General features: G+C 68.9%; 17 protein-coding genes and 1 tRNA gene. 7 read left to right on the top strand and 11 right to left on the bottom strand.

The window, feature by feature from the left end; translation table 11 throughout:
* Nucleotides 1–5: 5 nt before the first annotated feature.
* The 4 genes from ACZ4Z4_RS21500 to ACZ4Z4_RS21515 all read right to left on the bottom strand — a co-directional run bounded on the left by ACZ4Z4_RS21500 (nt 6) and on the right by ACZ4Z4_RS21515 (nt 3300).
* On the bottom strand, nt 6–335 hold the full coding sequence (locus ACZ4Z4_RS21500) for a rhodanese-like domain-containing protein (RefSeq protein ID WP_468329467.1): 330 nt from the start codon (nt 333–335) through the stop codon (nt 6–8).
* A gap of 48 nt (nt 336–383) precedes the next feature.
* The gene (locus ACZ4Z4_RS21505) at nt 384–1388 is read right to left on the bottom strand and encodes a hypothetical protein (RefSeq protein WP_468329369.1); all 1005 of its coding nucleotides are present in this window, start codon (nt 1386–1388) and stop codon (nt 384–386) included.
* A 102-nt stretch (nt 1389–1490) separates the two neighbouring features.
* Nucleotides 1491–2954, bottom strand: coding sequence for a DUF2252 domain-containing protein (locus ACZ4Z4_RS21510; protein ID WP_468329372.1), 1464 nt, complete (start codon nt 2952–2954; stop codon nt 1491–1493).
* A gap of 259 nt (nt 2955–3213) precedes the next feature.
* A tRNA-Leu gene (locus ACZ4Z4_RS21515) sits at nt 3214–3300 on the bottom strand.
* 503 nt (nt 3301–3803) lie between these two features.
* On the opposite strand from ACZ4Z4_RS21515, the gene ACZ4Z4_RS21520 reads away from it, so the two are divergent.
* The 6 genes from ACZ4Z4_RS21520 to pknB all read left to right on the top strand — a co-directional run bounded on the left by ACZ4Z4_RS21520 (nt 3804) and on the right by pknB (nt 12033).
* Nucleotides 3804–4694: an FhaA domain-containing protein gene (locus ACZ4Z4_RS21520; protein WP_468329375.1), complete on the top strand. Its 891-nt coding sequence runs from the start codon at nt 3804–3806 to the stop codon at nt 4692–4694.
* A gap of 10 nt (nt 4695–4704) precedes the next feature.
* Nucleotides 4705–5220, top strand: coding sequence for an FHA domain-containing protein FhaB/FipA (locus ACZ4Z4_RS21525; RefSeq protein ID WP_468329378.1), 516 nt, complete (start codon nt 4705–4707; stop codon nt 5218–5220).
* A gap of 131 nt (nt 5221–5351) precedes the next feature.
* Nucleotides 5352–6899 carry a Stp1/IreP family PP2C-type Ser/Thr phosphatase gene (locus tag ACZ4Z4_RS21530; RefSeq protein WP_468329381.1) on the top strand — a complete coding sequence of 516 codons (1548 nt, stop codon included), beginning with the start codon at nt 5352–5354 and terminating at the stop codon, nt 6897–6899.
* 26 nt (nt 6900–6925) lie between these two features.
* Entirely contained in the window at nt 6926–8344 is a 1419-nt protein-coding gene (locus ACZ4Z4_RS21535) for an FtsW/RodA/SpoVE family cell cycle protein (RefSeq protein ID WP_468329384.1), read from the top strand.
* Nucleotides 8341–9804 carry a peptidoglycan D,D-transpeptidase FtsI family protein gene (locus tag ACZ4Z4_RS21540; protein WP_468329387.1) on the top strand — a complete coding sequence of 488 codons (1464 nt, stop codon included), beginning with the start codon at nt 8341–8343 and terminating at the stop codon, nt 9802–9804. The genes ACZ4Z4_RS21535 and ACZ4Z4_RS21540 overlap by 4 nt, the downstream gene beginning before the upstream one ends.
* Before the next feature lie 168 nt (nt 9805–9972).
* Nucleotides 9973–12033, top strand: coding sequence for a Stk1 family PASTA domain-containing Ser/Thr kinase (gene pknB / locus ACZ4Z4_RS21545; RefSeq protein WP_468329390.1), 2061 nt, complete (start codon nt 9973–9975; stop codon nt 12031–12033).
* Nucleotides 12034–12140: 107 nt separating this feature from the next.
* Here the strand turns inward: pknB and ACZ4Z4_RS21550 are convergent, their stop codons facing one another.
* The 5 genes from ACZ4Z4_RS21550 to ACZ4Z4_RS21570 form a co-directional block, all read right to left on the bottom strand.
* Entirely contained in the window at nt 12141–12887 is a 747-nt protein-coding gene (locus ACZ4Z4_RS21550) for a class E sortase (RefSeq protein ID WP_468329393.1), read from the bottom strand.
* A gap of 37 nt (nt 12888–12924) precedes the next feature.
* Nucleotides 12925–14001, bottom strand: coding sequence for a class E sortase (locus tag ACZ4Z4_RS21555; RefSeq protein ID WP_468329396.1), 1077 nt, complete (start codon nt 13999–14001; stop codon nt 12925–12927).
* The gene (locus tag ACZ4Z4_RS21560; protein WP_468329399.1) at nt 13998–14654 is read right to left on the bottom strand and encodes an aminodeoxychorismate/anthranilate synthase component II; all 657 of its coding nucleotides are present in this window, start codon (nt 14652–14654) and stop codon (nt 13998–14000) included. The genes ACZ4Z4_RS21555 and ACZ4Z4_RS21560 overlap by 4 nt, the downstream gene beginning before the upstream one ends.
* 210 nt (nt 14655–14864) lie before the next feature.
* Nucleotides 14865–15554, bottom strand: coding sequence for a class E sortase (locus ACZ4Z4_RS21565; protein ID WP_468329470.1), 690 nt, complete (start codon nt 15552–15554; stop codon nt 14865–14867).
* Between the two features lie 44 nt (nt 15555–15598).
* The gene (locus tag ACZ4Z4_RS21570; protein WP_468329402.1) at nt 15599–16369 is read right to left on the bottom strand and encodes a DUF881 domain-containing protein; all 771 of its coding nucleotides are present in this window, start codon (nt 16367–16369) and stop codon (nt 15599–15601) included.
* Nucleotides 16370–16512: 143 nt separating this feature from the next.
* On the opposite strand from ACZ4Z4_RS21570, the gene crgA reads away from it, so the two are divergent.
* Nucleotides 16513–16770, top strand: coding sequence for a cell division protein CrgA (crgA, locus tag ACZ4Z4_RS21575; RefSeq protein WP_055563960.1), 258 nt, complete (start codon nt 16513–16515; stop codon nt 16768–16770).
* A 259-nt stretch (nt 16771–17029) separates the two neighbouring features.
* Here the strand turns inward: crgA and ACZ4Z4_RS21580 are convergent, their stop codons facing one another.
* On the bottom strand, nt 17030–17926 hold the full coding sequence (locus ACZ4Z4_RS21580) for a rhomboid family intramembrane serine protease (protein ID WP_468329405.1): 897 nt from the start codon (nt 17924–17926) through the stop codon (nt 17030–17032).
* A 125-nt stretch (nt 17927–18051) separates the two neighbouring features.
* On the bottom strand, nt 18052–18585 hold the full coding sequence (locus ACZ4Z4_RS21585) for a peptidylprolyl isomerase (RefSeq protein WP_468329408.1): 534 nt from the start codon (nt 18583–18585) through the stop codon (nt 18052–18054).
* Between the last annotated feature and the right edge of the window lie 72 nt (nt 18586–18657).

The following is an 18657-nucleotide window of genomic DNA, read 5'->3' on the forward strand; positions in this document are numbered from 1 at the left end:
CCGTCCTAGATCACGGTGCCCGGCTGGCCCTTGTCGTCGACGACGGGCCGTCCGGCGGCCGCCCACGCCTCCATGCCGCCCGCGACGTTCACCGCGTCGATGCCCTGCTGCCCGAGGTACATGGTGACCTGGGCCGAACGCCCGCCGGACCGGCAGATGACGTTGACCTTTCCGTCCTGCGGCGCCGCCTCGGTCAACTCACCGTAGCGGGACACGAATTCGCTCATCGGAATGTGCAGCGCGCCCGCGGCGTGACCTGCCTGCCATTCCTCGTCCTCCCGGACGTCCAGCAGAAAGTCACCGCTCGTGAGGTCGTCGATGCCGACCGTGGGCACCTGAGATCCGAAAACCATGCCCCCGACGCTACCCGACGGGCAGCACCGTCAGCCGCGCAGCCGCTCCAGCTCCGCCTCACGCTCGGCGACCTGGGCGAGCAGCTGCTCGGCGATCTCGTCGAGCAGCGTGTCCGGGTCGTCGGGAGCGAGCCGCAGCATCCCACCGATCGCGCTCTCCTCCAGCTCCTTGGCGAGGACCGAGAGGAGCTCCTTGCGCTGGGCCAGCCACTCGAGCCTGGCGTACAGCTCCTCGCTGCGGGTGAGTCGCTGTTCCTCGGGCACCGGCCCCGCGGCCCACTCCTCGGACAGCTCGCGCAGCATCGCCTCGTCACCGCGGGCATAGGCGGCGTTGACACGCGTGATGAACTCCTCGCGCCGCTGCCGTTCGCCCTCCTCCTGCGCCAGGTCCGGATGCGCCTTGCGGGCCAGCTCGCGGTAGAGCTTGCGGGCCTCCTCGCTCGGGCGCACCCGCTGCGGCGGCCGGACCGACTGATCGGTGAGCATCGCGGCGGCCTCGGGGTAGAGCCCCTCGCCGTCCATCCAGCCGTGGAACAGTTCCTCGACGCCGGGCATCGGCATCACGCGGGCCCGCGCCTCGTCCGCCTTGCGCCGGTCCTCGGGGTCGCCGGTGCGGGCGGCGGTGGCCTCGGCGATCTGCGCGTCGAGCTCGTCGAGGCGGGCGTACATGGGGCCGAGCTTCTGGTGGTGCAGGCGGGAGAAGTTCTCCACCTCCACGCGGAAGGTCTCCAGCGCGATCTCGTACTCGATCAACGCCTGCTCGGCAGCGCGCACGGCTTTCTCGAGCCGCTCCTCGGGACGCCCCGCAGACGACGACCGCTCCGCGGACGGCCGCCCCGCGGAGGAAGAACCGTCCTCGGCGGACCGTCCCTCAGAGCGCTCCTCAGAACCCGCCTCGGACCGCTCCTTGAGCCGTGCCTTCAGCTGCTCCTTGAGCCGCCCCTCGGGACGCCCCTCGGGTCCGGACCGCTGCGCTCCCTCCGGGGGAGTCTCAGGAGTCTCGGGCTGCGTCGGCTCGGCTTCCGGGATCGTCACTCGTCCAGCGTAGGCCACCGGGCGCCTCGCCCATGAAGCCCGCACCGCCACGCCGCGTACGCCCCCACCGCACGCCCCTGACCTCCCTCACGTCCCGACGCCTCACACCCCCGACTCCGCCGCCAGTCGTCCCTCCTTGACCGCCCTCACGAGCAGGGCGTGATCCGCCTCCGTGCGGTCCGCGTACGCCGTCGCGAAGCGCGCTATCGCCCCGTCCAGCTCGTCGTTCTTGCCGCAGTACCCCGCTATGAGGCGAGGATCCGCGCTGTGCGCGTGCGCGCGGGCCAGCAGGGCGCCGGTCATGCGGCCGTAGTCGTCCAGCTGGTCGGCGGCCAGTGCGGCCGGGTCCACGCTGCCCTTGCGGTTCCTGAACTGCCTTACCTGGAAGGGCCGTCCGCCGATCGTCGTCCACCCGAGCAGAAAGTCGCTGACGACCTGCATCCGCTTCTGCCCGAGCACCACCCGGTGCCCTTCGTGCATGGTCTCCGGGGCCTTGAAACCGGCCACCGGCAGATGCGGCAGCAGCGCTGAGGGCCTCGCCTCCTTGACCTGCAACACCAGCGGCTCGCCCCGGTGGTCGAGCAGCAGCACCACATACGAGCGGAGCCCGACGCTGCCCGTGCCGACGACGCGGAACGCCACGTCCTGGATCGCGTAACGCGCGAGCAGCGGCAGCCTGTCCTCCGTCAGCGTGCCCAGATACTCACCGAGCGAGGCGGCCACCGAGGCTGCCTCCTCGTCCGGCACGCGCCGCAGTACGGGCGGAGCGTCGACGAAGCGCCGCCCCTCGGAACCGTCACTGCCCTCGACGGACTCCGTCGACTTCGCCGCGAAGCGCGCGCTCGTGTTCTGCCGGGCCTTCTCGGAGACCTTTTCCAAGGTGCCGAGGAGATCACGCGCGTCAGTGTGCGAGACCAGCTCCTCGTCCGCGATGGCGTTCCACGCGTCGAGCACGGGGAGCTTGGCGAGGAGCCGCATCGTGCGGCGGTAGGCCCCGGCGGCGCCCAGTGCCGCCTCCTCACAGACGTCCTCGCTCGCGCCTGCTTCGCGCCCCGCGAGCACCAGAGAGGCAGCCAGCCGCTTGAGGTCCCACTCCCAGGGCCCGTGCACCGTCTCGTCGAAGTCGTTCAGGTCGATGACGAGGCCGCCCCGCGCGTCTCCGTAGAGCCCGAAGTTCGCCGCGTGCGCGTCGCCGCATATCTGCGCGCCGATACCGGTCAGCGGGGTGCGCGCGAGGTCGTACGCCATGAGTCCCGCGGAGCCCCGCAGGAACGCGAAGGGTGAGGCGGCCATCCTGCCGACCCGGATCGGCGCGAGCTCGGGGAGCCGGCTGCGGCTGGACTCCTCCACGGCGGCCACGGGATCCGGCCGCCCGCCATCCACCACGAATTCCGCGTGCGCGGAGCGGGGCACCTGCCGGCGGAGCGCCTTGCCCTCCCTCTTCGGCGCCCCCTGCGCGGGCCACTCGGCGAACCCCGCCACCCGCGGCAGCCGCTCGCTCCCCTGCTCCTGCCCCTGCCGCTGCCGCTCCCGCTGCCCGGGAACCTTCCCGTCGAGCTGCACCATGCCCATCGCCCCCGCCGGCTATCGGCCAATTCCAGATCCGGCCTCGACCGTACCGCCGCTCGTCGACCGCCGTGAGGGCCTGTGGATAACTTCGGTGACATACATCACCACGCCACACTCGCCCCCTCGTCACACGCTTCAAGAGCACGAAAGGGAGCGCCAGGCCACGAAACGGAGCGCCGCAGCATGAAAGGGAGCGCCGAGACAAAAAGAAGCGGCCCCCTTCCGGACTTTCGTCCGGAGGAGGACCGCTTCCTCGTGGTGCGCGAGGGGGGAGTTGAACCCCCACGCCCTTGCGGGCACTGGAACCTGAATCCAGCGCGTCTGCCTATTCCGCCACCCGCGCATGGGTGTTGTCTTTGGGTCTCTCACTGTTTGGTGCGAGCGCCTGCCGACATCCAGAAGATTAGCACGCTGCAACGGGTGGATTCACATCCGTTCGTGGCGGGCACCTGGCCTCAGAAGCTTCCCCCCGGTCCCGGCCGGGTCCCACCCGCCCCTCGGGCCGATTCCGTCGCGTCCCGCACCCAGGCCACGTCTTCACCCGCCTCGGCCGCGCTCGCCGAGGTCCACAGCCAGGTGCGGGACACTGGCTTTGGCCCCCCTCTACGATCCGTTGTAAAAGGAGGCTCGAGCAGACGTCCCGAGCAGCTGCCCGTACGGGGTTCCCGGGGCCACAGATCAGGGTCCCGTCAGGGGTCCTGCGAGGATCCTTGGACACCGGCGCGGGCATGTCTTGTGAGAGGCGACACTCGTCGACTGGGCGGACAGGGGGAACCAGCCGATTTCCCGGCGCGTGGATACGATCAGTAAGCAGTACCAGGATGACTACGACGGAGGAGGTGCCCCATGGGAGTCCTGAAGAAGTTCGAGCAGCGACTTGAAGGTCTGGTCAACGGCACCTTCGCCAAGGTGTTCAAGTCCGAGGTCCAGCCTGTCGAGATCGCCGGCGCACTCCAGCGGGAGTGCGACAACAACGCGACGATCTGGAACCGCGAGCGGACCGTCGTCCCCAATGACTTCATCGTGGAGCTCAGCGCCCCCGACTTCGAGCGGCTCAGTCCGTACTCGGGCCAGCTCGGCGACGAGCTCTCCGGCATGGTCCGCGACTACGCGAAGCAGCAGCGCTACAGCTTCATGGGCCCCATCAAGGTCCACCTGGAGAAGGCCGAGGACCTCGACACCGGCCTGTACCGCGTGCGCAGCCGCACCCTCGCCTCCAGCAGCTCCCAGGGGCCCGAGGCGCCCTCGGCGGGCCCCGGCGGCCCGGCGGCCCCGGGCCGCGGCGTGGGCGCGGGCGGCGCCGGCGGTTACGGGTACCCGCAGCCTCCCTCCGGAGCCCCGGGCGGCGCACCTCCCATGCCTGCCGCTCCACCGCCGGGCGCGGGCCGCCCCGGTGGGCAGTCCCCGGCCCTGAGCAGACCCCAGGGTCCCGGTGCCGGACCACTCCCGGGCGCCCAGGTGCGGCGCTGGATCGAGATCAACGGCAATCGCCATCAGATCTCCCGCCCGACGCTGGTGCTGGGACGCAGCACCGACGCCGATGTGCGGATCGACGACCCCGGCGTATCCCGCCGGCACTGTGAGATCCGGACCGGAACGCCCTCGACGATCCAGGATCTCGGGTCTACCAACGGCATCGTGGTAGACGGGCAGCACACCACCCGCGCTACGCTCCGCGACGGCTCGCGGATCGTCGTGGGCCAAACCACCATCGTTTACCGGCAAGCCGAAGGGTGAAGCGGGGGCAATGTCAGAGCTGACCCTGACGGTCATGCGGCTAGGTTTTCTAGCTGTTCTGTGGCTGTTCGTGATCGTGGCCGTCCAGGTCATCCGCAGCGACCTGTTCGGGACGCGCGTCACACAGCGCGGTTCGCGGCGGGAGCGGCCGCAGCAGGCCGCCCGCCAGCAGCAGGCCGCACCTCCTGCGCAGCGCCAGCAGCAGAGCGGTGGAGGCCGCCAGCGGCGCGGCGCCCCCAGCAAGCTCGTCGTCTCCGAGGGCATCCTCGCCGGGACGACGGTCGCGTTGCAGGGGCAGACCATCACGCTCGGCAGGGCGCACGACTCCACCATCGTCCTGGACGACGACTACGCCTCCAGCAGGCATGCCAGGATCTACCCGGACCGTGACGGCCAGTGGATCGTCGAGGATCTCGGGTCCACCAACGGCACGTATCTCGACCGGACCCGACTCACCACCCCGACGCCCGTTCCGCTGGGCGCGCCGATCCGCATCGGCAAGACCGTCATTGAGCTGCGGAAGTAGTGCTACATCATGAATGAGCGCGAGCGGAGCGAGCGAGCCGAAGCGGCTGTCCAGGCACTGGACGCCGGCGCGCTCCCGACCGGAGGGTGGGCACCGTGCGGATGTACCCGGAGCCGACGGGCGAGGTGCGCATGAGTCTGTCTTTGCGCTTCGCCGCCGGATCGCACAAAGGCATGATCCGGGAGGGGAACGAGGACTCCGGTTACGCCGGCCCGCGTCTCCTCGCGATCGCCGACGGCATGGGGGGCCAGGCCGCGGGCGAGGTCGCGAGCTCCGAGGTCATCTCGACGCTCGTCACCCTCGACGACGACGTGCCGGGCTCGGACATCCTGACGTCCCTCGGCACCGCCGTGCAGCGGGCCAACGACCAGCTGCGCATGATGGTCGAGGAGGACCCCCAGCTCGAGGGCATGGGGACCACCCTGACCGCCCTCCTGTGGACGGGCCAGCGCCTCGGCCTCGTACACGTCGGCGACTCGCGCGCGTACCTCCTGCGGGACGGCGTCCTCACGCAGATCACCCAGGACCACACCTGGGTGCAGCGCCTCGTCGACGAGGGCCGCATCACCGAGGAAGAGGCCACCACCCACCCGCAGCGGTCCCTCCTCATGCGCGCGCTGGGCAGCGGCGACCACGTCGAGCCCGACCTGTCGATCCGTGAAGTCCGCGCCGGTGACCGGTATTTGATCTGCTCGGACGGTCTCTCCGGAGTCGTCTCGCACCAGACCATGGAGGAAACCCTCGCGTCCTACCAGGGCCCGCAGGAGACCGTGCAGGAGCTCATCCAGCTCGCGCTGCGCGGCGGCGGCCCCGACAACATCACGGTGATCATCGCCGACGTCCTGGACATCGACAGCGGTGACACCCTCGCCGGCCAGCTGTCCGACACCCCCGTGGTGGTCGGCGCGGTCGCCGAGAACCAGCTCCAGTCGCAGGACGACGGCGCGATGCAGACCCCCGCGGGCCGCGCGTCGGGCCTCGGCCGTCCGGTGCCGCCCCAGCCCTCCGGAGGAGGCTTCGGCCCGCCCGGCAGCGGCGACACCGCGGGGTACGTCCCCGAGGGCAGCTTCGGGGCGTACGACGACGATGACTTCGTGAAGCCCGGCGGCGGCCGCAAGTGGCTCAAGAGATCCCTCTACGGAGTGCTCGCCCTCGCCGTCATCGGCGGCGGTCTCTACGGCGGCTACCGCTGGACGCAGACCCAGTACTACGTGGGCACCAAGGACGAGCACATCGCCCTGTACCGCGGCATCGACCAGGACCTGGCGTGGGTCAGCCTGTCGAAGGTCGAGAAGGACCACCCCGAGATCGAACTCAAGTACCTGCCGCCGTACCAGCGCAAGCAGGTCGAGGGGACGATCCCCGAGGACAACCTCGACGACGCCAAGAGCAAGATCGAGGAGCTCAGCGTGCAGGCCTCCGCCTGCAAGAAGGACGCCGAGCGCCGCAAGGTCGAGCGCGAGAACAACGCCAGGACCGGCGAAGGCGAGGCAGGCGGCACGACCGGGCTGCGCAAGGCGCCGATCCCGGACCCGACCGACCCGTCGTCCGGCACGAACAGGGACGACAAGAACAGCACCACCGACAAGAACAAGTCCAAGACCGCACCGACTCCCACACCCGGCCCCAGCCTCTCCGAGGATGAGCAGAAGCTGGTCCCGCTGTGCGGTAAGCAGTAAGCAGCCGTTGGGGGCCTCTGCACGCCATGAGCAGTACTACACATACGTCGACGATCGGCGCGATCGGAGCGCCGAGCAGGCGCAACACCGAGCTCGCGCTGCTCGCGTTCGCGGTCGTCATCCCGCTGTTCGCCTACATCAACGTAGGCCTGGCGCTCGACGGCAAGCTGCCGTCCGGCATGCTCGGCTACGGCCTCGGGCTGGGGCTCCTCGCCGCCGTGGGCCACATCGTGGTCCGCCGTTTCGCGGCCTACGCGGACCCGCTGCTGCTGCCGCTCGGCACGCTGCTCAACGGCCTCGGCCTGGTCGTCATCTGGCGCCTGGACCAGTCCGAGAAGCTGCAACGCCTCGGCAAGCTCGCCACGGGTTCGTTCAGCCCGTCGGCGCCCAGGCAGCTGATGTACTCGGCCATCGGCATCGCGCTCTTCGTGGCCGTGCTGATGCTGCTCAAGGACCACCGTGTCCTTCAGCGGTACACGTACATCTCCATGGTCGCCGCGCTCTTCCTGCTGCTCCTGCCGCTCGTGCCCGGCCTCGGCAGGAACGTGTTCGGCGCCAAGATCTGGATCAGCGTCGCCGGCTTCTCCATCCAGCCCGGTGAGTTCGCGAAGATCGTGATCGCCATCTTCTTCGCCGGCTATCTCATGGTGAAGCGGGACGCGCTCGCCCTGGCCAGCCGCCGCTTCATGGGCCTGTACCTGCCGCGCGGCCGCGACCTCGGTCCGATCGTCGTCGTCTGGGCGATGTCGATCCTCATCCTGATCTTCGAGACCGACCTCGGTACGTCGCTGCTGTTCTTCGGCATGTTCGTCGTGATGCTCTACGTCGCCACCGAGCGCACCAGCTGGATCGTGTTCGGTCTGCTGATGTCCGCGGTCGGCGCGGTCGGCGTGGCCACCTTCGAGCCGCACGTGCAGCAGCGCGTGGACGCCTGGCTGAACCCGTTCGCCCCCGAGACCCTGGCGCAGACCGATCAGATCGCCCAGTCCCTGATGGCGTTCGGCTCCGGCGGTGTCCTCGGCACCGGCCTCGGCCAGGGCAACTCCGACCTCATCGGCTTCGCCGCCAACTCCGACTTCATCCTCGCCACCTTCGGCGAGGAGCTGGGTCTGGCCGGCGTCATGGCCATCCTGCTGATCTACGGCCTGATCGTGGAGCGCGGTGTCCGCACGGCGCTCGCCGCCCGCGACCCGTTCGGCAAGCTCCTCGCGATCGGTCTCTCCGGAGCCTTCGCCATCCAGGTCTTCGTCGTCTCCGGCGGCGTCATGGGTCTCATCCCGCTGACCGGTATGACCATGCCCTTCCTCGCGAACGGCGGTTCGTCCGTCATCGCCAACTGGGCCCTGATCGGCATCCTGATCCGGATCAGCGACACCGCGCGCCGCCCGGCCCCGTCCCCCGCCCCGAACCCCGACGCCGAAATGACCCAGGTGGTCCGACCGTGAACAAGCCCCTGCGCCGGATCGCGATCTTCTGCGGGCTGCTCATCCTTGCCCTGCTCGCCCGGGACAACTGGCTCCAGTACGTCCAGGCGGATTCGCTGGCCAAGCACGAGAAGAACCGCCGCGTCACCATCGAGCGCTACTCCCAGCCGCGCGGCGACATCATCGTCGACGGCAAGCCCATCACCGGCTCCAAGGCCACGCCCGACAGCGACCTGAAGTACAAGCGCACCTGGAAGGACGGGCCCATGTGGGCCCCCGTCACCGGTTACTCCTCGCAGCGCATCGGCGCCAGCCAGCTGGAGAGCATCGACGACGGCATCCTCACCGGCAACGACGACCGGCTCTTCTTCCGCCGCACGCTCGACATGCTGACCGGCGAGAAGAAGGAGGGCGGCAATGTCGTCACGACCCTCAACTCCGCCGCGCAGAAGGCCGCGTACGAAGGCCTGAAGAACAAGGGCAAGGGCGCCGTCGCCGCGATCGACCCGTCGACGGGCGCGATCCTGGCGCTGGCCTCCACCCCGTCGTACGACCCGGGCGACTTCGCCGGCAACACCAACGAAGAAGCCGAGAAGTTCATCGAGCTCGACAAGGACAAGGACAAGCCGCTGGTCAACCGCGCGCTGCGCGAGACCTATCCGCCCGGCTCCACCTTCAAGGTGGTCACGGCGGCGGCCGCCCTGGAGCACGGCCTCTACAACAGCATCGACGAGAAGACGGACTCGCCGCTGCCGTGGACGATGCCGAACACCACGACGCCGCTGAAGAACGAGAACAACATCCCCTGCAAGAACGTCTCGCTGCGTGAGGCGCTGCGCATCTCCTGCAACACCGTCTTCGGCAAGATCGGTTCCGATCTCGGCAAGGACAAGATGCTGGAGACGGCAAAGAAGTTCGGCTTCAACAGCCAGCAGTTCGTCCCGGTCCGCTCCAACGCCTCCAACTTCCCGGAGGAGATGGACAAGCCGCAGACCGCGCTCTCCTCCATCGGCCAGTTCGAGACCGCCACGACGCCCCTGCAAATGGCCATGGTCACCGCCGCGATCGCCAACGACGGCACGCTCATGGAGCCGTACATGGTCAGCGAGCTCCAGGCGCGCAACCTCGACGTCATCGAGAAGCACTCGCCCAAGGAGATGAGCGAGCCGCTCTCCAAGGAGAACGCCCAGAAGCTCCAGGAAATGATGGAGACGGTCGTCAAGACGGGCACCGGAACCAAGGCGCAGCTCCCCGGCGTCACTGTCGGAGGCAAGACGGGTACGGCGCAGCACGGCGTCGCGAACAGCGAGAACCCGTACGCCTGGTTCATCTCGTACGCGAAGACGGACTCCGGCTCCCCGGTCGCCGTCGCCGTGGTGGTCGAGGACAGCGACGCCGACCGCGGGGACATCTCCGGTGGCGGGCTCGCGGCGCCCATCGCCAAGGACGTGATGAAGGCAGTCATCGAAAGCAAGAAGTGACCCCCGTCACGGCCCCTCCACATCGGTGCACGTTGCGGTACCGGTCCGGTATCGGGTGACGGTCGCGGCCGGGTCACGTAAGTGGAGCCGGGTACCGTATGCCCGGACAGCACACCGCCGGACCACACAACGGTGCGGTCGGGACCGACGGAGAGGGCTGGAATAGCTATGGAAGAGCCGCGTCGCCTCGGCGGCCGGTACGAGCTGGGCCAGGTGCTCGGCCGTGGTGGGATGGCGGAGGTCTACCTCGCGCACGACACCCGCCTCGGTCGCACCGTGGCGGTGAAGACGCTGCGAGTCGACCTCGCCCGCGACCCGTCGTTCCAGGCCCGGTTCCGCCGTGAGGCCCAGTCTGCCGCCTCGCTCAACCACCCGGCGATCGTCGCGGTCTACGACACCGGCGAGGACTACGTGGACGGGGTCTCCATCCCGTACATCGTGATGGAGTACGTCGACGGTTCCACCCTGCGCGAGCTCCTGCACTCCGGCCGCAAGCTGCTGCCCGAGCGGGCCATGGAGATGACGATCGGCATCCTCCAGGCCCTGGAGTACTCGCACCGCAGCGGCATCGTGCACCGCGACATCAAGCCGGCGAACGTCATGCTGACGCGCAACGGCCAGGTCAAGGTCATGGACTTCGGCATCGCCCGCGCCATGGGCGAGTCCGGCATGACGATGACGCAGACCGCCGCGGTCATCGGCACCGCGCAGTACCTCTCGCCGGAGCAGGCCAAGGGCGAGCAGGTCGACGCCCGCTCGGACCTCTACTCCACCGGCTGTCTCCTCTATGAGCTGCTCACGGTCCGGCCGCCCTTCGTGGGCGACTCGCCGGTCGCGGTGGCCTACCAGCACGTGCGGGAAGAGCCGCAGGCCCCGAGCGTCTTCGACAACGAGATCACGCCCGAGATGGACGCGATCGTCCTCAAGGCGCTGACGAAGGACCCGGACTACCGCTACCAGTCGGCCGACGAGATGCGCGCCGACATCGAGGCCTGCCTCGACGGCCAGCCCGTCGCCGCCACCGCCGCCATGGGCGCGGTCGGCTACGGCGGCGCCGAGGGGTACGGAGCCGACCAGCAGACCGCGATGCTCCGCCCGCAGGCCGGTGGCGGCCAGACGTCGATGATGCCGCCGGTCAACCCGGACGACGGGGGCTACGGCTACGACGAGGGCCGCGGCCGCCGCCAGAAGAAGAGCAACACGTCGACGTGGCTGCTCGTCGTCGCCGGTGTCCTGGTCCTGGTGGGCGCCATCCTCATCGGGAAGTGGGCGTTCAGCGGGGACGGCGGGGGCGACGGGACCATCAAGGCCCCGAAGCTCATCGGTGAGACCGAGGCCGAGGCGAAGCGGTCGGCCAAGAACGTCGGCCTCGAATTGGAGATCGGCAAGCGCAAGCCGTGCGCGAAGTTCCCGAAGGGTGAGGTCTGCTCCCAGGACCCGGGCGTGAACGCCGACGTCAAGAAGGGCGACACCATCACGGTGACCGTCTCGACGGGCACGCCGAAGATCACCGTCCCGGACGTCCAGGGCCTGAGCTTCGAAGAGGCCGAGAGCCAGCTCGAGGACAAGGGCTTCACGAACATCGAGAAGGAACTGCAGGAGTCCGACCGGTCCGCCGGCACGGTCATCGGTCAGGACCCGAAGGGTGACTCCAAGGCGGAGAAGAGCGAGACCATCACGCTCACCGTCGCCCAGGAGAAGAAGCTGAACAGCGTCCCCGACGTGACCGGCCTCGACTACGCGGCCGCCGAGAAGCAGATCAAGGCGAACGGCTTCACGGCCGCCCGCCAGGACGTCGCCAGCGAGGACGTCGACGAGGGCAAGGTCATCAAGACCACGCCCGCCGCCGGCACGCAGGCCGAGCCCGGCTCCACGGTCAACGTCCAGGTCGCCAAGGAGGCCGAGGAGGCCACCGTGCCGCCCCTGACCGGCCAGAAGCTGAAGGACGCCCGCAAGGCCATCGAGGACGCCGGCCTGACGGTCGGCTCCATCACCGGGCCGCAGGACGACGACGCACTCGTGGTCCTCTCCACGCCGAACGCCGGTGAGAAGGCGGCGCCGGGCACCGCGGTCAACCTGACCACCGCGGGTGGCGGGGGCAACGGCAACGGCGGTGGCGGGAACGGCGGCGACGGCGGATGGGGCGACATCATCGGCGGCATGTCGGACCGGGACAACCGTGACCACAGCGGCCGGCGGGACGGGTGGGACGATCCCTTCAGGGACTGATCCCGGCCAAGCAGCATCAAGGAGCCCCGGTACCGCTGAGCGGTGCCGGGGCTTCTTCGTGTCCGCGGGAGGACTTCCGCGTACGCGCGGGACGGCAGGCCGGGGGGCTACTTCAGCTCCGCCGGCGGCGTCCGCTTGTCGTCGACCTTCTCGACCCGCTCCAGCTCGCCCCACACCACGTACCGGTGGCGGGACGTGTAGACCGGCGTGCAGGTCGTCAGCGTGATGTAGCGGCCCGCCTTCTTCGCGCCCGACTCCTTCGGGATCGGGTCGAGGACCTTCACGTTGTACTTCGAGGTCTCGGGCAGCGTCGCGTACACCTTGTAGACGTACCACTTGTCCCGGGACTCGAAGACGATCGCGTCGCCCTTCTTGATCTTGTCGATCTTGTGGAACTTCGCGCCGTGACCGTCGCGGTGCGCGGCCAGCGAGAAGTTGCCCTTCTTGTCCTGGGGAAGGGCCGACTTGACGGGCTTCTTGTAGTAGCCCGCGATGCCGTCGTTGAGGAGCTCGCTGTCGGTGCCCGCCTTGACGAGGATGTCGCCGTCGCCCATCGCGGGTACGTGGAGGAAGCCGATGCCGTCCTTGGTGTCGAGGCCGACCGGGCCGCGGCCCTCCGCCCAGTGGTCGCGGACCTGGTCGCCCTGCCGGTGCGCCTCGCGGTCGGCTATGACGTTCGTCCACCAGAGCGAGTAGGCGACGAACAGGCCGAGCACGAGGCCCGCTGTGATGAGGAGTTCGCCGAAGACGCTGACCGCCGTGGCGATCGGGCCGCGGCCGCGCCGCCGTGGTGCGGGAGCGGGAGAGGAGGCCGGCGCCTCGGCCTGCTTCTCGTCGTCGGTCGTGGCTGCCACTGGATCTGCCCCGTTCTCACCGTTCTAGTTCACGGTTCTAGTTCACGAGCGCGCTCGGTTTTCCCTTGTCGCGCGGTCGTTCCTCGACCATCTTGCCCCAGACGATCAGCCGATACTTGCTCGTGAATTCCGGGGTGCAGGTGGTCAGTGTGATGTACCGGCCGGGTTTGGTGAAGCCCGAACCCGGCGGAACGGGACCGATCACGCTCGTGTTGCCGGGTTCGGTCTGCGGCAGGATGCTCGCCATCTTGTAGACGAAGTACTTGTCCTGCGTCTCCACGACGATGGGGTCGCCCGGCTCCAGGCGGTTGATGTAGCGGAACGGTTCGCCGTGCGTGTTGCGGTGGCCCGCGACCGCGAAGTTGCCCGTCCTGGCGTCCGGCATCGCGGTCTTGGTGGCGCCCTCGTTGTAGTGCCCGACCATGCCGCGGTCGAGGACCTTCTGCTTGTCGATGCCCTCGGCGACGGGCACGACGACGTCGAGACGCGGAATGTGCAGCAGCGCGAAGCCCTGCCCCGGCTCGAAGGTCCCGGGCTTGCCCTCGCCCTTGGCCCAGCTCTCCTGGAGGTCGTGCTTGGCGCCGTCCGCCTGCTGCTGGGCACGGATGTTCGTCCACCACAGCTGGTACGTGACGAACAGCAGCATCAGGACACCGACGGTGATGAAGACTTCGCCGAGCCCCCGGCTGATCACCGCTCCCGGCGACGGCCTGCGGGCACGCTCCGCGCGCCGGGCCTCGACACGCGTGAGGGGAACGCCCGGGCGGGGCTCCACGGGGCGCCTGGCCCCCTTCTTGGCGGCCTTGCGGCGGGCGGCTCTGCCCTCCGTGGGGCGGACGGGCACCGGTTCTGCTATTCGCCGCGTGTCGACGGCCCGCAGGCCCATCGTCTCGTCGTCCCGGACCGGCTCGTACGGGGGCGCGGGCTGCTCGGGGGCGTACGCGCCGTACAGCTCCTGGTACGTGGGCTCAGGCTGAGGCTCCGGCGCCGGCCGCAGCCCCGACTCCGCTTGTGCGGGCTCCGCGGGACCGCTGCGGAACCACGGGGAAGGGTGCTCCCCCGGGAGCGGACCCGTCAGCGGGTCGCCCGGACGCTCGGGCCCCGGCGCCGTCACGCCGTGGCCCTGCCCACCACCGGGGCGAGCCCGCTCGATCGGGCGACGGCGCCGGTGTCGCCGCACTCCGCCAGCCAGTTGGCGAGCATGAGGTGGCCGTGCTCGGTGAGGACCGACTCGGGGTGGAACTGCACGCCTTCGACGGCGAGTTCACGGTGGCGCAGGCCCATGATGATGCCGTCCTCCGTCCGCGCGGTGACCTCCAGCTCCGCCGGTACGGTGGCGGGCTCGGCGGCCAGCGAGTGGTAACGGGTCGCCGTGAACGGGGACGGCAGGCCCGCGAAGACACCCTTGCCCTCGTGGCGGACGGCCGAGGTCTTGCCGTGCAGGAGCTCCGGGGCCCGGTCCACCACGCCGCCGTACGCCACCGCCATGGACTGCATGCCGAGGCAGACACCGAAGACAGGCACGCCGGTGGCGGCGCAGTGCCGCACCATCTCGACGCAGACACCCGCCTGTTCCGGGGTGCCGGGGCCCGGCGACAGCAGTACGCCGTCGAAACCGTCCTGCGCGTGCCGCAGCTCGACCTCGTCGTTGCGCAGCACCTCGCACTCGGCACCCAGCTGGTACAGGTACTGGACGAGGTTGAAGACGAAGCTGTCGTAGTTGTCGACGACGAGGATGCGGCTGCGGGCGCCGCCTGCGGTGCTCACTGGCCGTCCACCGTAACGTCGTTGAAGGGCAGCAGCGGCTCCGCCCACGGGAAGACGTACTGGAACAGCACATAGACCACCGCGAGGACGAGCACCAGGGAAATCAGTGCCCTCACCCATGCGTTTCCCGGCAGATGCCGCCAGATCCAGCCGTACATGCCGTCCCTTCCGTCGCGTGCGACCCGGCCTCCCGCGCCGTACCGCACCAGACTAACGGCGCAGTGCCTCCGGTTTCCCTGCCTCCACGGGCTGCGTCGCGTCGAGATGTGCCCAGACGATCAGCCGGTGGCTGTGGCCCCACTCCGGTTCGCAGGTCGTGAGCGTGAGGTAACGGCCCGGCCCGTCGTAGCCGGATTTACGCGGCACGGGATCGATGACGCCGATGTCGCCGGGGAGCGTCTTGTACGGCTTCTTGTCGATGCGGTACGTGAACCAGGTCGCGCCATCCGTCAGGACGACGGCGTCACCGGGGCGCAGCTTCGGGAAGTCCTTGAAGGGGTCGCCGTAGGTGCGGCGGTGGCCCGCCACGGCGAAGTTGCCCTTCTGGCCGAGCCTGGCGGTGGAGGCGTAGTGGCCGAGGCCCTTCTTGAGGACGTCGGTTCCGGTGCCGTGGAGCACCGGCTTGTTCCACGTGAAACCGAACCGCGGGATGTACATGACGGCGAAGGCCTTGCCGTCCTTGTAGGGGGTGGGTGCCTGCGGCGAGGTCTCGGCCGGCTTCTCGTCGGTCCCCGTCGAGACGGCGCCCTGCGCCCACCGGTCCTGCAACTCGTCAATCTGGCTGTCCATGGCACTGTCGGCCTTCACGCCGGTCCAGAACAGGACGTACGCGACGAAGAGCACGATCAGCGTGCCGACGGTGATGCACAGTTCGCTGAACGTCCTGACCATCACTCGCACGGACACCCGACCCCCCACAGGCGGCTATGGCGGCTACTCCACGGTCATTCCACCGGCTTCGCGTGGTGGAGATCCACTGTGCCCGAGTAGCCGGGAAGAGTCACCGCTCCGTCGTCGTCCACTTTCCAGCCGAGCCCGTACGCGTTGACGTACAGCATGTAGTTCTGGATCTCGGGTGACGCCGCGAGGGCGCTCCTGAGCTTGTCGGGGTTGCCGACGGCGGTCACCTTGTACGGCGGGGAGTAGACGCGGCCCTGGAGGATCAGCGTGTTGCCGACGCAGCGCACGGCGCTCGTGGAGATCAGGCGCTGGTCCATGACCTTGATGCCCTTGGCGCCGCCCTGCCAGAGCGCGTTGACCACGGCCTGGAGGTCCTGCTGGTGGATGACCAGGTCGTTGGGCTGGGGCTCGGGGTAGCCGGGGAGCTTGGCGGTGGCGTTGGGCGGGGCGTCGGCGAGGGTGACGGTGACCGCCTTGCCGCTGAGCTTCTTGGTGCCGGCGTTCTCCTCGAGCGCCTTGAGCCGGGCACCGTCCGCCTTGGTGCCGCCGCCGTCACGCTCGGCGAGCGATTCGACGTCGTCGCGGAGGGATCCGTTGGACTCGTCGAGCTTGCCGTTCTTGTGGCTGCGCTCCTGAATGAGGTCGGAGAGTTTCAGCAGGGACGCGTCGGTACGGATGTTGGTGCCCTTGGCCGTGTTGAAACTGGTGAAGAAGATCAGCCCGGCGAGTGCGAAAACAGCACCCGTAAGCACCCGAACCGGACGCCATCGGGGGCGACGACCGGCACCTTTGTGAGGGTCGGCAGAATTGCTCAACGTACCCTTATCTCCTTCAGCGCCTTGGAAGCACTACGCTAACGGACGCCCGGGGGAGGCTTCAGCTCCTTAGTAGTGCCCCGCCAGGCGCCAGACCACAGTTACCTGCGCGGCCACGCAGCGCATCGACAGGAGAGACCCTCGTGCCGAAGTCACGTATCCGCAAGAAGGCAGACGACTACACTCCGCCGCCCGCCAAGAAGGCGACGAACATCAAGCTGACGAATCGCAGCTGGGTGGCTCCGGTGATGCTGGCGATGTTCCTCATCGGGCTCGCCTGGATCGTCGTCTTCTACGTCACGGACGGCAAGCTGCCGATCGACCCGCTGGGGAACTGGAACATCGTGGTCGGCTTCGGCTTCATCGCGGCTGGATTCGGCGTCTCCACTCAGTGGAAGTAGCTCGCTGATCGGGGTGGGCGGCTCGCCGAAAGCAAGCCCTGCCCTGAGTTATCCACAGCGCTATCCACATGAGTGGAAAAAGGTCTGAAGATCTGTGGATAACCCTCGGCCGGTTGACGCCGGTGTGACTGGCCCACCAGGTCTCTCCCCCTCGCCCGCCCCTTGTCCTTGCTGGGAAAACCCAGGTCAGCGATGAGGGGCACGGCTGTTCCCCACAACATGCACAGGATTCGGCACACGCTGTGGACAACCCGGTACGTCAGGTGAGCTCAGCGGTCCGGACGAGGACCATGACCACAGCCGCGACGAGCACCAGCGCACAGCTGCCGTACTGGATGAGGCTCCGCCGCTCGCGGGGCGCGTGGACCATCGCGTAACCGACGATGACGCCCCCGACGAGCCCGCCGACGTGGGCCTGCCAGGCGATGTTGGGCCACCAGAAGGTGATCACCATGTTGATCGCAAGCAGTGCGATGACCGGTCGCATGTCGTAGTTCAGGCGCCGCATCAGGATGGCCGTCGCGCCGAACAGACCGAAGATCGCTCCGGACGCCCCCACCGAGGGCCGGAACGGCTCTTCGAGGAGATATGTCAGGGCGCTGCCCGCGAGCCCTGAGACCAGGTAGAGCGCGAGGTAGCGAACGCGGCCGAGGGCGGCTTCGAGCGGGCCGCCGATCCACCACAGGCTGAGCATGTTGAAGGCGATGTGCATGACGCTGCTGTGCAGGAACATCGCCGTCACCAGGCGGTACCACTGCCCCTCGGCGACACCCTCGACCGTGCCGAACTCCGGCACGAAGGCCCGCCCCAGCAGGTCGAACCGGTCGGTGAAGCGGTCCCCGACCACGAACTGCACCAGGAACAGGGCGAGATTCAGCCCCACCAGGACCTTGGTGACCAGGCGCGGATCGGCGGTGACCGCGCCGCCGGCGACCGTGCGCGGCTGGGTGGCCGTCGGCGCGTGACCCGTGCCGGAGCCGGTGCGGACACATTCGGGGCACTGGAAGCCGACCGAGGCACTGATCATGCACTCGGGGCAGATGGGACGCTCGCAGCGCGTGCAGGTGATACCGGTCTCGCGGTCCGGATGCCGGTAGCAGCCGGGGAGGCCCGACGCACCCTGTGGCTCCTGCGGGCTGCCTGGCGCCTGGTCCATGGGGTCCCCCTCAATCTCCGTACAAAGGCACTGTGACGGCACACGTGGCAACGCGCCGCCCCGCCCTTCCTCTACGGATGGGCGGGGCGGTTTGGTTCCCTCGCGAAAACGCGCGGTCGCGCGGATCAGGCGTCGCGGGTCTCGATGACCACGGACTCGATGACCACGTCGTTGACCGGGCGGTCGGTGCGCGGGTTGGTCTGGGTGGCCGCGATGGCGTCCACGACCTTCTTGCCGGCGTCGTTGGCGACCTCGCCGAAGATGGTGTGCTTGCGGGTCAGCCACGCCGTCGGCGAGACGGTCACGAAGAACTGCGAGCCGTTGGTGCCCGGGCCGGCGTTGGCCATCGCCAGCAGGTAGGGCTTGTCGAAGGCGAGGTCGGGGTGGAACTCGTCCTCGAACTCGTAGCCCGGACCGCCCGTGCCGTTGCCCAGCGGGTCACCGCCCTGGATCATGAAGCCGCTGATCACGCGGTGGAAGACCGTGCCGTCGTACAGACGGTCCGTCGTCTTCTTGCCGGTCTGCGGGTGAACCCACTCGCGCTCGCCCTGAGCGAGCTCAACAAAGTTCTTGACCGTCTTGGGCGCGTGATTCGGCAGAAGCCGGATCTCGATGTCGCCCTGGTTGGTCTTCAGGGTGGCGTAAAGCTGCTCAGCCACGATCTGCCTTCCGTTGTCTTCTGTGACACCCCGATCCTCGCACGGACCGGATTGGGACGAGTAGCCACCGAC

Source organism: Streptomyces sp. NPDC030245 (assembly GCF_055572995.1).